The following is a 15,225-nucleotide window of genomic DNA, read 5'->3' as shown; positions in this document are numbered from 1 at the left end:
CCTCCTTGTGCGTACGGAGCTGTGTACGAGTCAGGTCACCAGGCCGCCCAGTTTGCGCAGCGACTCGGTCAGTGCCGCCGTCGCCGAGTCCTTGAGCTTGCCCGCCATCAGGGAGACCGCCGCGCCCGTGAACTCCCCGTCGATGCGCACCGTGGTCGCGTCCCCGTCGGGGGTGAGGCTGTAGCGGGTGCCGACGTTCACGCCCATCGGGCCCTTGCCGCGGATGGCCAGGGTGCGGGCGCTCTCCAACTCCTCGATCGTCCAGGCGACCTCGGCCGGGAAGCCCATCAGTTTCATGTTCTCCGCGAAGGTGCCGCCGACCTCCAGCGTGGTGGGGCCGCCCTTGGGGAAGCTGGTGTGGGTGGCGTTCCATTCGCCGTACGAGGAGAAGTCGGTGAGTTGGGCCCAGACCTTCTCCGCGGGCGCCTCGATCCGTGCTTCCGCGCTGACTTCGGCCATGCGACGACCCCTTCTCGGTGGGCGCTGCGGCGGGGGCGCAGCTGCGGTGTCGCGGAACGTAGCCGCAGGGTCTCGAACATTCAATACTGATGAACCGTCAGATCCATGGCGAGGCCGCCGATGCCGCCGGTGTGCGGGTCGGGTACTGTGGCCGTCTCCTGCGAACGACGCAGTGGAGACGGAACGAGGGGGTGAGACCCATTACCGCAGTAGCAGGTCGGGTGCTCCCCTCTCGCGATCGCGCGGTTCACCCGGCATAGGTGACCGAGGGAGCCCCACAGGCATCCCGAAAGGTTCTTTCATGTCGGCTTCACCGTCATCACCCGCGTCACCGTCCCTGTCCTCCCTCACCCCGGCCGCCGTCGTCACCACGCTGCGCGCCGCCGGCTGTGTCTTCGCCGAGGACGAGGCGGAGTTGCTCATCTCCGCGGCTCACGACCCCGCCGAACTCGCCGCCATGGTGGAGCGGCGCGTCATCGGCCTTCCCCTCGAACACGTCCTGGGCTGGGCGGAGTTCTGCGGTCTGCGGATCGCCGTGGACGCCGGGGTCTTCGTGCCGCGACGGCGCACCGAGTTTCTTGTCAGGCAGGCCGCCGAGCCGGCGGATCCCGGAGCGGTCGTCGTCGACCTGTGCTGCGGATCGGGCGCGCTGGGGGCGGCGTTGGGCGCCGCCGTCGAAGACGTCGAGCTGTACGCCGCCGACATCGACCCCGCCGCGGTGCGGTGCGCCCGGCGCAACATCGCCGGCATAGGGGGAGAGGTCTACGAGGGCGATCTCTACGCACCGCTGCCGGTGGCCCTCCGCGGCCGTGTCGACGTCCTGCTGGCCAACGTCCCCTACGTGCCCACCGAAGAGGTCGGCCTGCTCCCGCCGGAAGCCCGGATCCACGAGGCGCGGGTGGCGCTCGACGGCGGCGCCGACGGGCTCGACGTGCTGCGCCGGGTGACCGCGGACGCCGCGCGCTGGCTGGCCCCCGGCGGCCGGCTGCTGTTCGAGACGAGCGAGCGGCAGGTGCCGTACGCGCTCGAAGCGGTCGCCGACGGCGGTCTCGTGCCGCGGTCGGTGAGCGACGACGAGCTGTACGCGACGGTCATCATCGGGACGCGGCAGGCGTAGCCCGGAGGCGTGGCCCGCGCTCAGCCGACCTTGCGGATCACCGCCGCGTCGAACAGGTCGCAGGCCCGGGGGAGTCGGCTCTCGTCATGGCAGTGCCAGGCCTCCCAGAACAGATCGGCGGGCAGTGCGTCATCCGGGGCGTAGACCCGGTACACGTACTGCCTGCCGTCGATCGCGGGCAGCGCGACCATCCAGCACCTGCTCTCCATGCCTGCAAGACGATCGACGGGGCCGCGATGGTTGCGGCGCACATCAAGGCGGCGCGCGCCCTTCGGTGGAAGAACGGTCAGATCTCATCCGTAAGGAGGAGAACCCACCCAGTCGCACCCAACCTGTGTCGGACGCGAAGATGCTTCCCACCGCCGATGACTTCGCCTGCGGGGACTGATGGGGTGGGAGATGTGCAAAGCCGTACATCGCAGGGCGCCGAGCCCGGCCCGACCCGCGCAGACATCGAATCCCGGCTCAGCGTCGCGCTGGCGTCGGTGGTGGCCGGTGCGCGCCGACGCGCGGTGCGCGACGGGGACCGGCAGATCGACACCGCGCACCTGCTGCACTCGCTCCTGGAGGCCGACCCCGATGTGCGGGCGGTCATCGACGACGGCGCCCAGGTGGTGCGGCTCCTCGGCTATCTCGTGCAGCGCAGCATCGGGTACGGACTGCAGTGGCAGGGCACGGTGGAGGACTCCGGGGCCGTGCCGACGGTGACCCCGGCCAAGGAGACGGTCTTGTCGCCGTCGGCGGCCACCGCCATGGAGGCGGCCATCGCGCGGGCGGCCCTGCGCGGCGAGCCGCGTGCCGTCGGCGTGGACCTCATGGCGGCCCTGGTCGCCGATCCGGACTGCCGCGCGGTCGACGTCCTGGGACGGGCCGGCGCCGACGCGAAGGCGCTGCTGCGGCGGATCGAGGCGGCCGCCGAGGCGGAGGCGGCGGCCGCCGAGACGTCCGCCGATTGAGACAGGGCCTATCGAGGATGACGCTCATGACACGTCCTGTCATGATGTGCCGGTGCAAGCGTCTCAGGGGAATCAGTCAGGCTCGCGGCAGGGCCAGGGAAGAGGCGTCGGCCTGGGGCTCGCCCTCGGGTCGGCGATCGCCTTCGGCGGCTCGGGCGTCGCGGCCAAGCCGCTGATCGAGGCGGGCCTTGACCCGCTGCATGTGGTGTGGCTGCGGGTGGCCGGTGCCGCCCTGGTGATGCTGCCCGTCGCCTGGCGCCACCGCGGGCTGCTCCTTCGCAGGCCCGCGCTGCTCCTCGGCTTCGGCCTGCTCGCCGTGGCCGGCGTCCAGGCCTGCTACTTCGCGGCGATCTCCCGCATCCCCGTCGGCGTCGCGCTCCTGGTCGAGTACCTGGCGCCCGCGCTCGTCCTCGGCTGGGTGCGGTTCGTGCAGCGGCGGCCCGTGACGCGCGCGGCCGCCGTCGGTGTGGTGCTCGCGGTCGGCGGGCTCGCCTGTGTCGTCGAGGTGTGGGCCGGGCTCAGTTTCGACGCGGTGGGGCTGCTGCTCGCGCTGGGTGCCGCCTGCTGTCAGGTCGGCTACTTCGTCCTGTCCGACCAGGGCAGCGACGCGGGGGACGAGGCCCCTGATCCGCTCGGCGTCATCGCGTACGGACTGCTCATCGGCGCCGTCGTGCTCACCGTGGTGGCCCGGCCGTGGGGCATGGACTGGTCGGTGCTCGCGGGCAGCGCCGACATGGACGGCTCCTCGGTCCCCGCGTGGGCCCTGATCGGCTGGATCGTGCTGGTCGCGACCGTCATCGCGTACGTCACCGGGGTGCTGTCCGTGCGTCGGCTCTCCCCGCAGGTGGCCGGAGTCGTGGCCTGCCTGGAGGCGGTCATCGCGACCGTCCTCGCCTGGGTCATGCTGGGCGAGCATCTGTCGGCGCCGCAGATCATCGGGGGTGCCGTGGTGCTCGCGGGGGCGTTCATCGCCCAGTCGTCCGCGCCCGCCAAGCCCCGGAGGGAGCCTGCCGCGGGCGGGGTGCCCGAGCCCGAGCCCGAGCCCGAGTCGGAAAAGAGCTTGTCGTCCACCAGCGACGCCTCTTAGGGTGATGATCATGCATTCGCGCGCGCTCGTTCTTCCGCCCCCCGCCGCCTAGGCGCGGGCACCTCCTGCATCACACCCGGCGGGTCGCCGGGTGCAACGACGCTGCCCGCAGACGGATCCCAGGGACCGAATTTCTTTCTGCGGAGAACTCAACGTGTCGAGTGCTGTTTCAGGCCTGTCCGTCGGACGAGGCCTTTTCTATCTGATCGTCGCCGGTACGGCGTGGGGCACCGCCGGTGCCGCCGCCGCGCTGGTCTTCGAGGTCAGTGACATGGGGCCGGTGAGCCTGTCCTTCTGGCGCTGCGTGGGCGGCTTCGCCCTGATGTTCGTGGCCCGTCTCGTGCGGCCGCGCCGACGGTCCGCGTCCGCGTCCGCCGCCGTGCCGCTGCGCCGCAGGCTGTCGCGGATCGTGGTGACCGGGGTGGCCCTCGCCGTGTTCCAGACCGCCTACTTCGCGTCCGTTCAGTCGACCGGTCTCGCGGTCGGCACGGTCGTCGCGATGGGCTCGGGCCCCGTGCTCATCGCGCTCGGGGCGCGGCTCACCATGGGTGAGCGGCTCGGGCGCGGCGGGGTCGTCGCCGTGGCAGGGGCGCTCGCCGGTCTGGTGGTGCTCGTCCTCGGCGGTGGCGGGGCCAGTGTGCGGACGCCGGGTGTCGTGTGGGGGCTCGTCTCGGCGGCCGCGTACGCCGCGATGACGCTCCTGACGCGGTGGTGGGGGCGGGACGGCGGCGCCGACTCGTCCGACACGACCGTCTGGTCGTTCGCCGTGGTCGCCGTCTGCCTGCTGCCGCTCGCCGCGGTGGAGGGCCTGGTGCCGCACACCGCCGACCCCGCGCGCATGGGCCTCTATGTGCTCTACATCGCCGCGATCCCGACGGCGGTCGCCTACGCCCTGTACTTCGCGGGTGCCGCGGTCGTACGGTCCGCGACCGTCTCCGTGATCACGCTGCTCGAGCCGTTGAGCGCCGCGGTGATCGCGGTCGTCCTGCTCGGCGAGGAGCTGACCCTGCCGATCGTCGTCGGCACGCTCCTCATGCTGGCCTCGGTCACCGGGCTCGCGGTCGCGGAGACGCGGGGTGCGGTGGCGGCGCGGCGGGAGACGGGTCTGGTGTCGGAACCGGCCTGAGCGCGGCGAGGGGCGCGGCCGGTGTGGCCGCGCCCCTCGGGAGCCGGGTCCTCCTGGACGGACGGGGTGTCCGGCCGCGTCTGTCAGAGCTCGATCAGGTAGTCGGGGACGGAGATGCCGGGGGCCAGGTCGTCCGCCGGGATGAGGGGGTCGTGGCCCTTGCGCAGCGGGACCACGCCCGTCCAGTACGGGAGGTCGAGGTCCTCGGGCTCGTCGTTCGGGCCGCCGGTGCGCACCTTGGCGGACACCTCGGTGAGGTCGAGGCGGAGCACGGCGGTGGCCGCGAGCTCCTTGCCGTTCGCGGGGCGGGAGTCGGCCGAGCGGCCCGGCACGACATGGTCGACGAGCGCGTCGAGCGCGGTGCGCTTCTCCTCGGGGTCCGTGACCGGGTACGCCGTGCCGTGGACCACCACGGAGCGGTAGTTGATCGAGTGGTGGAAGGCCGAGCGGGCCAGGACGAGGCCGTCGACGTGGGTGACCGTCAGGCACACCTGGAGCCCCGGGTCGTCCTGTGGCGCGGCACCGGCCATCCGCAGCGGCCGCGAGCCCGTCGAGCCGTGTACGTACAGGGTCTCGTCCACCCGGCCGTACAGCGTCGGCAGGACCACGGGGGCGCCGTCGCGCACGAAGCCGAGGTGGCAGACGTAGGCCTCGTCGAGTATCGCGTGCACCGAGGCGTGGTCGTACGCGGCACGCTCCCGGGCGCGGGTGGGGACGGTGCGGTCGGTCGGCGCGTACGAGGCGGTGTCGGTGGCGGTCTCGATGCCGGGCTCGGATGCGACGCTCATGTTGCCTACTCCATTGCACTAGTGCATAATCTGCTTTGTGCTAGGAGAGTATCGGATCGAAGGCCGGCGCGCAGCCGAGATCGCGGCCGACGTGGAGCGCGCGGTGGGTGACGGCGGCCTGGAGCCGGGTCAACTGCTGCCGCCGATGAGGGAGTTGGCCGAGCGGCTCGGGGTGAATCCCAATACGGTGGCCGCCGCCTACCGCACGCTGCGGGAACGGGGCGTCATCGAGACGGCTGGACGGCGCGGCAGCCGCGTACGCCCGAAACCCGCGACGACGGTGCGCGAGCTGATCCGGGTGGACGTGCCGCCGGGTGTGCGCGACGTCTCCAACGGCAACCCGGACACGGAGCTGCTGCCCCCGCTCGCCGAGGTGTTCGCGGTCGCGGCGGCGGAGGGCGACCGGCGTCCCGTGCTCTACGGCGAGGCGGCCGTGGACCCGGACATGGAGCGCCACGCACGCGTGGCCTTCGCCGAGGACGGGGTGCCCGGCGGTCCTGTCGCCGTCACCTCCGGGTCGCTCGACGCCATCGAGCGGGTGCTCGCGGCGCATCTCAAGCCCGGCGACGCCGTGGCGGTCGAGGACCCGGGGTGGGGGAGCCTGCTGGATCTGGTGCCGGTGCTCGGGCTGCGTACGGTCCCTGTAGGGGTCGACGACGAGGGGCCACTGCCTGCCGATGTGGAGCAGTCGCTGCGCGGCGGCGCCCGCGCGCTCATCGTCACCGACCGCGCCCAGAACCCCACCGGTGCCGCGATCAGCGCCCCACGCGCGCGTGCCCTGCGCGATGTCCTTGCAGCGCACAAGGACGTGCTCCTCATCGAGGACGACCACGGCCACGCCATCGTCGACCTGCCGCTGCACCCGCTGGCGGGCGTGACCCGCAGCTGGGCCTTCGTCCGCTCCACGGCCAAGGCGTACGGCCCCGACCTGCGCCTCGCCCTGCTCACCGGCGACCCCGTGACCGTCGACCGCGTCCAGGGGCGGCAGCGGCTCGGCCCCGGCTGGGTGAGCCATCTGTCGCAGCGGGCCGTGGTGCGGCTGTGGGAGGACGGGGTGGTGGACGCCGCCGAGGTGGCGGCGTCGTACGGAAGGCGGCGCGACGCGCTGATCGCCGCGCTCGCCGAGCGGGGTGTGGCGGCGCACGGGCGCAGCGGCATGAACGTCTGGGTGCCCGTGCCGGACGAGACCGGCGCGGTCGCCAGGCTGCTGCACGCGGGGTGGGCCGTCGCCCCGGGGGCGCGGTTCCGGATGAGCGCGCGGCCCGGGGTGCGGATCACGGTCTCGACGCTCGGCGACGCGGACATCGAGACGGTGGCGGACGCCGTCGCATCCGCCGTCGGGCCCGCGCCCGCACGGCGTTATGAGTGACGCGGCGTCACGACTGACCTGGCCGCCGCCGGTCCCTCGGCCGGGACTGGGTGAGGGCCGCGCCCGCCAGGACGATCACCGCGCCGACCGGCGTCGACCAGCTCAGGGACTCGCCGAGCACGGCGACGCCCGCGGCGGTGGCGATGACCGGGATGAAGTAGGTGACCATCTGGGCGGTCGTCGGACCGACTTCGGCGACCAGGCCGTACTGGATCAGGAAGGCGAGCCCGGTGCCCAGCGCGCCCAGAGCCACGATCGCCAGGAGCGGCACGGCGGGGAAGTGCGTGGGGAAGGACGTGAACAGCGGGGTGGCCACGGCCAGTTCGACGGTCGCGACCAGCAACTGCGCGCCGGACAGCGAGAGGTTGGAGTGGCCGGACCCGGCCAGCGTGCGCCGCACGTAGATCCAGCCGATCGGGTAGCTGAGCGAGGCGAGCAGCGCCATCGCCGTGCCGCCGAAGTCCAGGCCGCTGAAGCCCTGCCAGGCGCCGAGCACCGTCAGTACGCCGAAGAAGCCGATGCCCAGGCCCGCGACCCTGCGCCGTGTCGGGCGGTCCTCGGAGAGCGCGACCAGGGAGAGCGCCATGCCCCACAGGGGCGAGGTCGCGTTGCAGATGCCGGCCAGCGTGGAGGGGATGGTCAGCTCCGCGTACGCGAACAGCGAGAACGGCAGGGCGTTGAGCAGGAACGCCGAGACCGCGAGATGTCCCCAGGTCCGGGCCCCGCGCGGCAGCCGCTCACGCTTCACCACGAGCACCGCCGCCACGACGGCTGTGCCGAACACCAGCCGCCCCAGGGTGACTTGGAACGGCGCGTACCCCTCCGTGCCGACCTTGATGAGCAGGAAGCTGAAGCCCCAGATCAGCGAGAGTACGCCGAAGCGCACATGCCGGCCGAGGGCGCGGCGGCGCTGCGGCGGGGCGGGGGAGTGGGCCGACGGTGCGGCCGGGACAGGAGTGGTGGTGACGCTCATGTACGCCACGATGGAGCAGTCCATCTCGTAGCACAAGCGAGATAAAATGCCGGGTATCACGTAGCATCGCTTACATGTTGAATCTGGAGCGGCTGCGCACCCTCGACGCGCTCGCCCGGCACGGCTCGGTCAGCGGAGCCGCGGCGGGGCTGCACGTCACCACGTCGGCCGTCTCGCAGCAGATGACCAAGCTGGAGCGCGAGGTGGGCCAGCAACTGCTCGCCAAGAACGGCCGGGGTGTGCGCCTCACCGACGCCGGACGACTGCTCGCCGACCATGCCGCGCGCATCCTCTCCCAGGTCGAGCTCGCCCAGTCAGACCTGGAGGAGCAGCGCGGCAAGGCCGTCGGCGAGCTGCGCATCGCCGCGTTCCCCACCGCGATGCGCGGACTGCTGCCCGCCACGCTCTCCGTGCTGCGTACCGATCACCCCGGACTGCGCGTCAGCTCCCAGGAGTTGGAGCCGCAGCCGGGAGTCGCCGCCGTGGTGCGCGGCGACATCGACATGGCGGTCGTCCTCGACTGGTACAACAAGCCGCTGCCGATGCCCGAAGGTCTGGTCAAGGCACCCCTCCTGGACGACCCCGCCGATGTCGCGATGCCGGCCGCGCATCCGCTCGCCGACCGCGCCGAAGTGGACCTCGACGAATTCGCGGACGACGAGTGGATCACCTGGGCGGAGGGGGAGTTCTGCCACGAGTGGCTGATGTTCACCCTGCGCGCCAAGGGCATCGAGCCGCGCATCGCGCACCGCGCGGAGGAGCATCACACCCAGCTCGCCCTGGTGGCCGCGGGCCTCGGCGTCTGCGTGGCACCCCAGTTGGGACGCGACCCGATGCCGGCCGGGATCAAGGCGGTCCCGGTGCGCCATCGCGTACGGCGTCATGTGTACGTGGTGTGGCGCACGGACGCGGACCGGCGGCCGTCGATCAGGGCGGCGGTGGAGGCGCTGCAGGGGGTGGGGGCGGGGTTGCGGTGAGGGGCGTTCCCCCGAGGCCTAGAGCTCTGCCAGCTTCCGGAAGTCCCAAGAGGAGATGGCGTCCGGCGTGAGCCGGATCCACGCGTGCTTCCCGTCGTACGGCATCGAGTCCATCCCGAAGTACTTCTGGGCGAACAGCCGCTCGGGGACGTCGAGTTCGGGGCACGGCTCGCCCGTGCGCGGTGCCTCGCCGACGAAGACCGCCGCCCCGGAGAGCTCCGCGCCCCGCAGTTCCGCGTACTCCTCGCCCGTGTCGATCACCACGGCGATCCGCTGATCGCCTCGCAGGTCCGCCCAGCGCTTGCTGCGGGTGATCGAGAACAGCCACAGGGACGTGCCGTCCCACGCGAACCAGAGGGCGCTGACGTGCGGGGCGCCGTCGCGGGACACGGTCGCGACCCGGCAGGTGCGTTCCGTCGAGAGGAACGCGTCGAGCTCGCCCGGCGACATCATGATCCTGCGGCCCCGGCGCTGTGTGACGGCCATGCGTCCTCCGTACATCCGTAGCTGATGGCATCTCTTGGCTGATGGTGCGTCAGGAAAGAAGGATGCGGTGTCTTCCGTCGTGACGCAATGGCGGCTAGCCTCCGCGACGCATCCCGGACAGCGACAGAGCGACAGGCAGAGCGACAGGCAGAGCGACAGACCGAGCGACAGAGCGACAGACAGAGCGACAGAGCGACAGGGGGAGCCATGCCGTCGTACGAACAGCTCAGGGAACTCCTCGACCCCGCCACCACCGTCCTGATGACCGTCGAGTGCCAGCAGGGCGTCGTAGGGCCGGAGAGCGCGCTGCCCGAACTCGCCGAGCAGGCAAGGGAGTCGGGCGCCCTCGGCAATGTCGCCCGGCTCGTCTCCGCGGCCCACCAGGCCGGGACCCAGGTCCTGCACGCCGTCGCCGAGCGGCGCCCCGACGGGCGGGGCGCCAACCATAACGCGCGGCTCTTCCGTGCCGCCGGACGGCTGCCCGTGCAGCAGCTCTCCGGGACCAAGGCCGTGCGGATCGCGCCCCCCATCGAGGTGTCCGAAGAGGACTTCGTCGTACGGCGGTTGCACGGACTCTCGCCCCTCGCGGGCACGGGTGTCGACCCGCTGCTGCGCAACCTGGGGTGCCGCACGCTCCTGGTGACCGGAGTCTCGGCGAACGTCGCGATCCCGAACGCCGTCTTCGACGCCGTGAACCTCGGATACACCGCCGTCGTGCCCGCCGACGCCATCGCGGGCGCCCCCGCCGACTACACCCCCGCGATGATCCGCAACACGCTCGCCCTGGTCGCCACCGTCACCACCACCGATGATGTCCTCGGCGTGTGGAAGCGTTCGCGGCCCCACGCTTGACAGGTGACGGCTTTGACAGGTGACGGCCGCGAGTCCGTAATGGAGCGCGTGCCGCGTGGCACCGGCCAAAGAGCAGTGGGCAGGCCGGATGCCGGGCGAGCGCCTTCACTCAGGGACGTGTCATGAGTTCGTACTCCGCATCCCGTATCTGACGTACTGATCTCTTTCTCTTCTTCCTCGTCCTGCGCGGACTCACCTTCTTGCCCGGAGAGCCACAGCCGCATGCCCACATCGTTCAACCAGTCCGTCATCGAAGAGTTCCGAGCCAACGCGGGGAAGGTCGGCGGCCCCTTCGAAGGCGGCGATCTCCTCCTGCTCACCACCACCGGTGCCAAGTCAGGAAAGCGGACCACCGCCACGCCGTGATCAGCTCTTCCGGCGCATCGCCGAAGCCGTGCCCGGATACGCCGACTACCAGGAGCGGACCTCCAGGATCCTGCCGGTCGTGGCCCTGGAGCGCTCCGAACCCGCCCCGGGCGAAGGGCCCCGCGAGGTCACGAGCCTCGCCGACAAGATGCTGGAGATCCACACCTGGCTGCGTCATCAACTGCGGTACGTGAGGACGAACTGGTCGCCCTGATCGCCGACATCCCGTGGCCGCCGGTGCCGCCCGCCTCCTAGACCTAGGCCAGCGACTTTGTCCTAGGTCAGCATGATGGAGCCCCCGTCCACGCTGATCTCGGCTGGGGGCAGCGGGGCGGGCGCGGGCGATGCCTTCACGCTGCCGTCGGTGATGTCGAACTTGCTGCCGTGACAAGGGCAGTTGATGGTTCCGCCCTCGACGCTCGTCACCGGGCACTGCTTGTGGGTGCAGCGGTTCGAGAAGGCCTTGAACTCGCCCTTCGTCGGCTGGGTCACCACCACCCCCTCGGCCTTGAAGATCTTGCCGCCGCCCACGGGGATCTCCGACGTCTTGGCGAGCACGGCACCGCCGGCGCCACCGGACGACCCCGCACCGTCCGGGGACTTCTTCTCGGCCGGTGCGGAGTCGTCGTAGCCGTACTGATCGGATCCGTCGTCGCCGTCGCTACAGGCGGTGAGCGCGACGGCCAGACTGACGACGCCGGCCGCGGCGACGACGGAACGGCGGGAGGGTGCGGGCAGGGAGTCCTTGGAAACGTTCATGCCTGGTGGTACGCGGCGGCGCCCCGCTGTGTTCAAACGCTCAAGCGCTTCTTGCGCGAGTAAGGGGCCATGCTCTCGCGCTCTGCCGACTGAAATCTGTTCCCCTCTTCTATGCTGCGGGTCTTCTATGCTGCGGGTTCGATGTTGATGCAGTTGAACGTTTCGTCTCCGGCGCCAGTGTCGTTGGCGAGTGTCACCGTCAACCGGTAGGCACCTGCGGCGAAGGGCCCTACGGTCGGGCCCTGTAGCGGACCGGCTTCGCCGGTCGCCAGCGCCGGCTCGTCGAAGGTTTCATCGAAGACCACTGGGTGTTCCGCATCGTCACTGCCGGGACAGCCTTCTGGGATTCTCGTGATCACGAGTCGGTCTGTGAAGGCCTCGACGTCGGCATCGCTGCGGTTGACCGCACTCCACTGGACTTGGAACGAATCGGTTTCCCTGATGATTGCCGCGCTCGGAACGATTGGCTTCTCAGGGTTCGTGAAGAGGATATCGGGCATGGGCTAATCCTCCTTTGTGGACGCGGCCGTCTCCTAGTTCTTGGGAGTAAGCACCGCATACGTGACGTTCGTCCCGTCGTCCATGGTGCCTCTGAAGAATTGCTCGTTCAGCAGGGGTGAGGTGGTGAGTACCGAGGCCAGTACGCCGGCAGCCGCAGCGAGGAAACCCACGGTCTTGGGTGCTCCGCCAATGAGCGCCTCTTCGATTCGTTTCATGCCGGCCTCGGTGAGGATCTCGCCCATCAGGTCGATGACTTCACTTGGCGGGTCGGGTGGACCGTTGTAGATCTCCACGTAGTAGCCGCTTTCCTGACGTGCGCCGACTGTGACCCGGGCATCGTCTCGAACTGCCTTGCCTTGCGGCGCCTCTGAGGGAATCGGGATCAAGGTGCCGTCGGGTGCGGATTCGAATCGGGTCGTGTTGTCGCTTGCCGGATTAGGAAGTGTGTCTGCCATGTCAACCCCTATGTCGGAGGACCCACATTCGTTGGGGCCCCTGGTGAATAACTCATCTGGCGCCAACCGCTCAACGAACTCAGGCGCCGCCGACAGGGGGTGAGCCGTCCTGGTTGAAGGTGACCGGTGTGACCGTGCCGGAGTTGGCCGTGTCCTGGAACATTCGGTAGAGGTCCACGCCCTGGTACGTGCCGTTGGGCGCGCCGCCGATGATCTCGACCAGCGCCAGGTGCAGATGCGAGTCGATGCCCGCGAACTCGTGGACGTGGCCCAGCACATCCCCGCGGGAGACCTGTGTGCCGACGCCCAGCCCGCCCGGCACGTTGGTGAGGTGGGTGTAGAAGCCGCCCATCTCGTCGTTGGGGGAGCGCATGAAAAGCTGCGCGCCGTAGACCTTGCCGCTGTCGGTGCCCGGGTCGTGCGGGCTGTACTTGGTGATGTGGGCGTCGAAGGCGGCGTGCACCTGCGTGCCCGCCGGGGCGCCGAGATCCATGCCGTACTGGATGTACCAGTGGGGCGACTGGTGGCCCCCTGTGCCGGGTCCGCCCAGGCCGACGGTGAAGCCACTGGGGAACGGGTTCGACATGTCGATGGTGAATGCGGACATCTGTCCTGCCTCCCTGTTCGAGCCACCTGCCCAACCACAATCCAGTCTTCCGTCCCGCCTGGTCGATGGCGACTGCAATCACCCTTCGGGAAAAGAGAGTTGTGGAATGCGAAACGAATTCTGCGATGGCTGCCCAAGGGCGTCGCACCTATACTGGAGCCGTTACCGCCCGATCCGAATTCTCCGCGATCCGGCGGCGGTGAGGCGCAACTGTCTTGCACGCCCACAACTGTCTTGCACGCCCACAACTATCTTGCACGCCGTCGAAACAAGACCGTCCTCGAGGTGATGAAGGTGAACGAGGACAGTGCCTCCAATGACGACCTCTGGCCTCGATCCGCGACTAGGTCATGACGGTGGACGGCGCCTGGACGTGCGACCGGTGCGGAGCCGAGGCACCGCCCGACGCCCAGCGCTGTCGCAACTGCGGTGCCTGGCTCCCGGCTTACGACGAGGGCCAGGACACGGTGACGCGAGGGTGGCGGCGCCACTGGCCCGGGGCCGTGTTCGCGCGGCCGAAGCCACCGCCGCCCCCGCTCCCCGTCGGCACCCTCCATGGCAGCGGCAGCGTCGAGGGCGTGGCGTGCAACGTGCAGGTGCGCACTGAGGTGCGTGGCAGCGGGGGCAACACCGGCACGGTCATCGTCTGCAACTTCCGTGTGGAGGTGTACGACCGCCGAGGCCGCCCCGTGGGACTGGTCCCGGTGGAGATGCGCGGCGACTCCTTCGACGGCGCCGTCAACGACGGGGACCGGGTGCGCGTCGAGGGCAAGGCCAGACGCGGCACGCTGCGGGTCAAGCGGCTGTACAACCTGACCACCGGCGCCGAGGTGTCGACCGGCGGCACGCACTGGGGCGTGGCCCTGCTCGTCCTCCTGGTCTTCACCGCCTGCATGATCTTCATCTTCTTCTTCGCCGGACGTTGAATCCTCTTCGCCGGACTCCGACCGGCCCGCCCCGCCGGCCTACCGCCGATGCCGAAGCGGCACCCGTAGGTCGACCAGTTCGAAACCGTCGCCGCGTGGATCGACATAGGCGAGCGGGGCGTAGCGGTAGTGCACCCCGTGGGGGCGGCGCCGCAGCGGCTCGCCCTCGCGGCTGCGGGGCCATTCGACGTCCCCGGTGAGCACCCGGGCCGGGATGAGCCAGTAGTCACCCCGGCGGTAGACGTGGGGCCCGTTGCTGCTCGAGAAGCGGATCTCGATGCCGTCCTCCAGCGGCAGCCACGCGCCCTCCCGTACGGGAAGGGCCGTTCCCCCCTCTCCGCACTCGCTGTCCCAGCGGCGCAGGAAGGGGTGAAGGGACGGGCGCCGGCCGGCGCCCGTGGGTTCGGCGTCGAGCACGACCCCGTATCCGGCGTAGTCGACCTCGCGGACCGTGTACAGCCGTCCGCACCTCGCGTCGGGCCTGTCCGAGGCGGAGCGGCACACCGCAGCGTCGTCGACGATCTCCACCACGTCGCCGATGTCCACACCGAGCTTGTCGTCGCGGCCCAGCGTCTCCAGCTCGACCGTGGCACCGTCGATCTCCCGGACGGGCAGCACGACCGAGCCGTTCTCCCGCGACCACTTGAACGTCGCCATCCCTACCGTGCCGCCCTGGTGCACCTCGACCCGGTACAACTGGTTCTCTGGACCGCGGTAGCCGGAGGACGGGTGCAGCCCGGCGGCGGCCAGTTCCTCGTCGGGGCGCCTGGTCCGGGCGGCGAGCCGACCGCGCGGCTCGAAGTCGCCCCGGATGCGGTCCAGCAGGAGGCGGGGGGCGCTGCGCATGTCCGGCCGCAAGGAGCCGGGCTCCAGCGGGAGCCGGCACACCTGCCAGACCACGCGGGTGCGTGCCGTCGTGTCCGGGCCGCCCGGGCCGAGCGCCACCTCACGGATCCAGGGCGCCTCCACCGCGGTGATCAGGCGCTCCCACACCCGCAGGTACACGAGGAACGGCCCGGACGGCAGCCGGTCGTCCTCCAGGTCGGATGCGAGGTGGCCGTCCGGCTGGTCCCAGTAGTCGGTGCCGTCGCACTCGCAGAGGATGCCGTCGACGTACATCCGGCCCGGTGCCACGCTGAAGGTGTCCCCGTCGAATCCGTCGACCCCGAACCCGCCGAGGGAGTCCTCGTCCTTGTCGGGCGGGTAGGCGGCCGGCCCCAGTAGATCGGCGGCGAGTGTGCGCACGTAGTGCAGGAGGATCGCGGTCTGCTCGTTGATCTCGGCATCGAGCTGGACCCGCCCCTGTTGAGAGAGGACCGAGGAGAAACGCCGGGCGGGATCGTAGGTGACGCGGGAGAAGTCGCCGTGCATGGGGTGCTTCCTGCCTGGGCCGAGGGGAGTGAGGGGAGTGAGGGGAGTGG

At 70.6% G+C, this 15,225-nt stretch carries 18 protein-coding genes and 1 pseudogene; 9 read left to right on the top strand and 10 right to left on the bottom strand.

Going from position 1 to position 15,225, the window contains the following annotated elements:
* Positions 1 to 30: 30 nt before the first annotated feature.
* Positions 31 to 459: an SRPBCC family protein gene (locus E2651_RS15985; RefSeq protein ID WP_135331804.1), complete on the bottom strand. Its 429-nt coding sequence runs from the start codon at positions 457 to 459 to the stop codon at positions 31 to 33.
* A 301-nt stretch (positions 460 to 760) separates the two neighbouring features.
* Here E2651_RS15985 and E2651_RS15980 point away from each other — a divergent pair, with 301 nt between their 5' ends.
* Entirely contained in the window at positions 761 to 1,576 is an 816-nt protein-coding gene (locus E2651_RS15980; RefSeq protein ID WP_135331803.1) for a putative protein N(5)-glutamine methyltransferase, read from the top strand.
* A gap of 20 nt (positions 1,577 to 1,596) precedes the next feature.
* Here E2651_RS15980 and E2651_RS15975 read toward each other — a convergent pair whose 3' ends face one another.
* On the bottom strand, positions 1,597 to 1,785 hold the full coding sequence (locus E2651_RS15975; RefSeq protein WP_135331802.1) for a hypothetical protein: 189 nt from the start codon (positions 1,783 to 1,785) through the stop codon (positions 1,597 to 1,599).
* Between the two features lie 192 nt (positions 1,786 to 1,977).
* On the opposite strand from E2651_RS15975, the gene E2651_RS15970 reads away from it, so the two are divergent.
* From E2651_RS15970 to E2651_RS15960, 3 genes are all read left to right on the top strand, one after another.
* The gene (locus tag E2651_RS15970) at positions 1,978 to 2,532 is read left to right on the top strand and encodes a Clp protease N-terminal domain-containing protein (RefSeq protein WP_167828808.1); all 555 of its coding nucleotides are present in this window, start codon (positions 1,978 to 1,980) and stop codon (positions 2,530 to 2,532) included.
* Positions 2,533 to 2,578: 46 nt separating this feature from the next.
* A complete protein-coding gene (locus tag E2651_RS15965; RefSeq protein WP_167828807.1) occupies positions 2,579 to 3,619 on the top strand; it encodes an EamA family transporter in 1,041 nt (346 codons plus the stop codon).
* A 154-nt stretch (positions 3,620 to 3,773) separates the two neighbouring features.
* Positions 3,774 to 4,745, top strand: a complete 972-nt coding sequence (locus E2651_RS15960) for a DMT family transporter (RefSeq protein ID WP_135331799.1) — start codon at positions 3,774 to 3,776, stop codon at positions 4,743 to 4,745.
* Positions 4,746 to 4,828: 83 nt separating this feature from the next.
* On the opposite strand, the gene E2651_RS15955 is transcribed toward E2651_RS15960, so the two are convergent.
* Complete coding sequence (locus E2651_RS15955) at positions 4,829 to 5,533, bottom strand: pyridoxamine 5'-phosphate oxidase family protein (RefSeq protein ID WP_135331798.1); 705 nt, start codon at positions 5,531 to 5,533, stop codon at positions 4,829 to 4,831.
* Positions 5,534 to 5,570: 37 nt separating this feature from the next.
* Between E2651_RS15955 and E2651_RS15950 the strand changes: the two genes are divergently transcribed.
* Positions 5,571 to 6,902 (top strand): aminotransferase class I/II-fold pyridoxal phosphate-dependent enzyme, encoded by a 1,332-nt coding sequence (locus E2651_RS15950; protein WP_135331797.1) that lies wholly within the window; start codon positions 5,571 to 5,573, stop codon positions 6,900 to 6,902.
* Positions 6,903 to 6,909: 7 nt separating this feature from the next.
* Here the strand turns inward: E2651_RS15950 and E2651_RS15945 are convergent, their stop codons facing one another.
* Complete coding sequence (locus E2651_RS15945; protein WP_209446166.1) at positions 6,910 to 7,911, bottom strand: DMT family transporter; 1,002 nt, start codon at positions 7,909 to 7,911, stop codon at positions 6,910 to 6,912.
* Positions 7,912 to 7,949: 38 nt separating this feature from the next.
* On the opposite strand from E2651_RS15945, the gene E2651_RS15940 reads away from it, so the two are divergent.
* On the top strand, positions 7,950 to 8,852 hold the full coding sequence (locus tag E2651_RS15940; RefSeq protein WP_135331796.1) for a LysR family transcriptional regulator: 903 nt from the start codon (positions 7,950 to 7,952) through the stop codon (positions 8,850 to 8,852).
* 18 nt (positions 8,853 to 8,870) lie between these two features.
* Here E2651_RS15940 and E2651_RS15935 read toward each other — a convergent pair whose 3' ends face one another.
* A complete protein-coding gene (locus E2651_RS15935) occupies positions 8,871 to 9,338 on the bottom strand; it encodes a pyridoxamine 5'-phosphate oxidase family protein (RefSeq protein ID WP_135331795.1) in 468 nt (155 codons plus the stop codon).
* Between the two features lie 207 nt (positions 9,339 to 9,545).
* On the opposite strand from E2651_RS15935, the gene E2651_RS15930 reads away from it, so the two are divergent.
* Together E2651_RS15930 and E2651_RS15925 are read left to right on the top strand one after the other, a co-directional pair.
* Positions 9,546 to 10,190, top strand: a complete 645-nt coding sequence (locus tag E2651_RS15930) for a cysteine hydrolase (protein WP_135331794.1) — start codon at positions 9,546 to 9,548, stop codon at positions 10,188 to 10,190.
* 222 nt (positions 10,191 to 10,412) lie between these two features.
* Positions 10,413 to 10,752, top strand: a pseudogene (locus tag E2651_RS15925) (nitroreductase/quinone reductase family protein); the annotation flags it as partial.
* Between the two features lie 80 nt (positions 10,753 to 10,832).
* On the opposite strand, the gene E2651_RS15920 reads toward E2651_RS15925, so the two are convergent.
* The 4 genes from E2651_RS15920 to E2651_RS15905 all read right to left on the bottom strand — a co-directional run bounded on the left by E2651_RS15920 (position 10,833) and on the right by E2651_RS15905 (position 12,878).
* Entirely contained in the window at positions 10,833 to 11,315 is a 483-nt protein-coding gene (locus E2651_RS15920) for a Rieske (2Fe-2S) protein (protein WP_135331793.1), read from the bottom strand.
* A 125-nt stretch (positions 11,316 to 11,440) separates the two neighbouring features.
* Entirely contained in the window at positions 11,441 to 11,815 is a 375-nt protein-coding gene (locus E2651_RS15915; RefSeq protein WP_135331792.1) for a hypothetical protein, read from the bottom strand.
* Between the two features lie 33 nt (positions 11,816 to 11,848).
* Positions 11,849 to 12,271, bottom strand: a complete 423-nt coding sequence (locus tag E2651_RS15910; RefSeq protein WP_135331791.1) for a hypothetical protein — start codon at positions 12,269 to 12,271, stop codon at positions 11,849 to 11,851.
* Positions 12,272 to 12,350: 79 nt separating this feature from the next.
* Positions 12,351 to 12,878: a peptidoglycan DD-metalloendopeptidase family protein gene (locus tag E2651_RS15905; RefSeq protein WP_135331790.1), complete on the bottom strand. Its 528-nt coding sequence runs from the start codon at positions 12,876 to 12,878 to the stop codon at positions 12,351 to 12,353.
* A 350-nt stretch (positions 12,879 to 13,228) separates the two neighbouring features.
* Here E2651_RS15905 and E2651_RS15900 point away from each other — a divergent pair, with 350 nt between their 5' ends.
* Positions 13,229 to 13,804 carry a hypothetical protein gene (locus E2651_RS15900; protein WP_135331789.1) on the top strand — a complete coding sequence of 192 codons (576 nt, stop codon included), beginning with the start codon at positions 13,229 to 13,231 and terminating at the stop codon, positions 13,802 to 13,804.
* A gap of 39 nt (positions 13,805 to 13,843) precedes the next feature.
* On the opposite strand, the gene E2651_RS15895 is transcribed toward E2651_RS15900, so the two are convergent.
* Positions 13,844 to 15,225, bottom strand: a 1,382-nt coding sequence (locus E2651_RS15895; RefSeq protein WP_209446165.1) for a DUF6519 domain-containing protein, incomplete at its 5' end; no start/stop codon positions are given.

It is taken from the genome of Streptomyces sp. MZ04, assembly GCF_004684775.1.
GTDB lineage: Bacteria > Actinomycetota > Actinomycetes > Streptomycetales > Streptomycetaceae > Streptomyces.
This window is presented reverse-complemented; position numbering and strand designations above follow the sequence as displayed.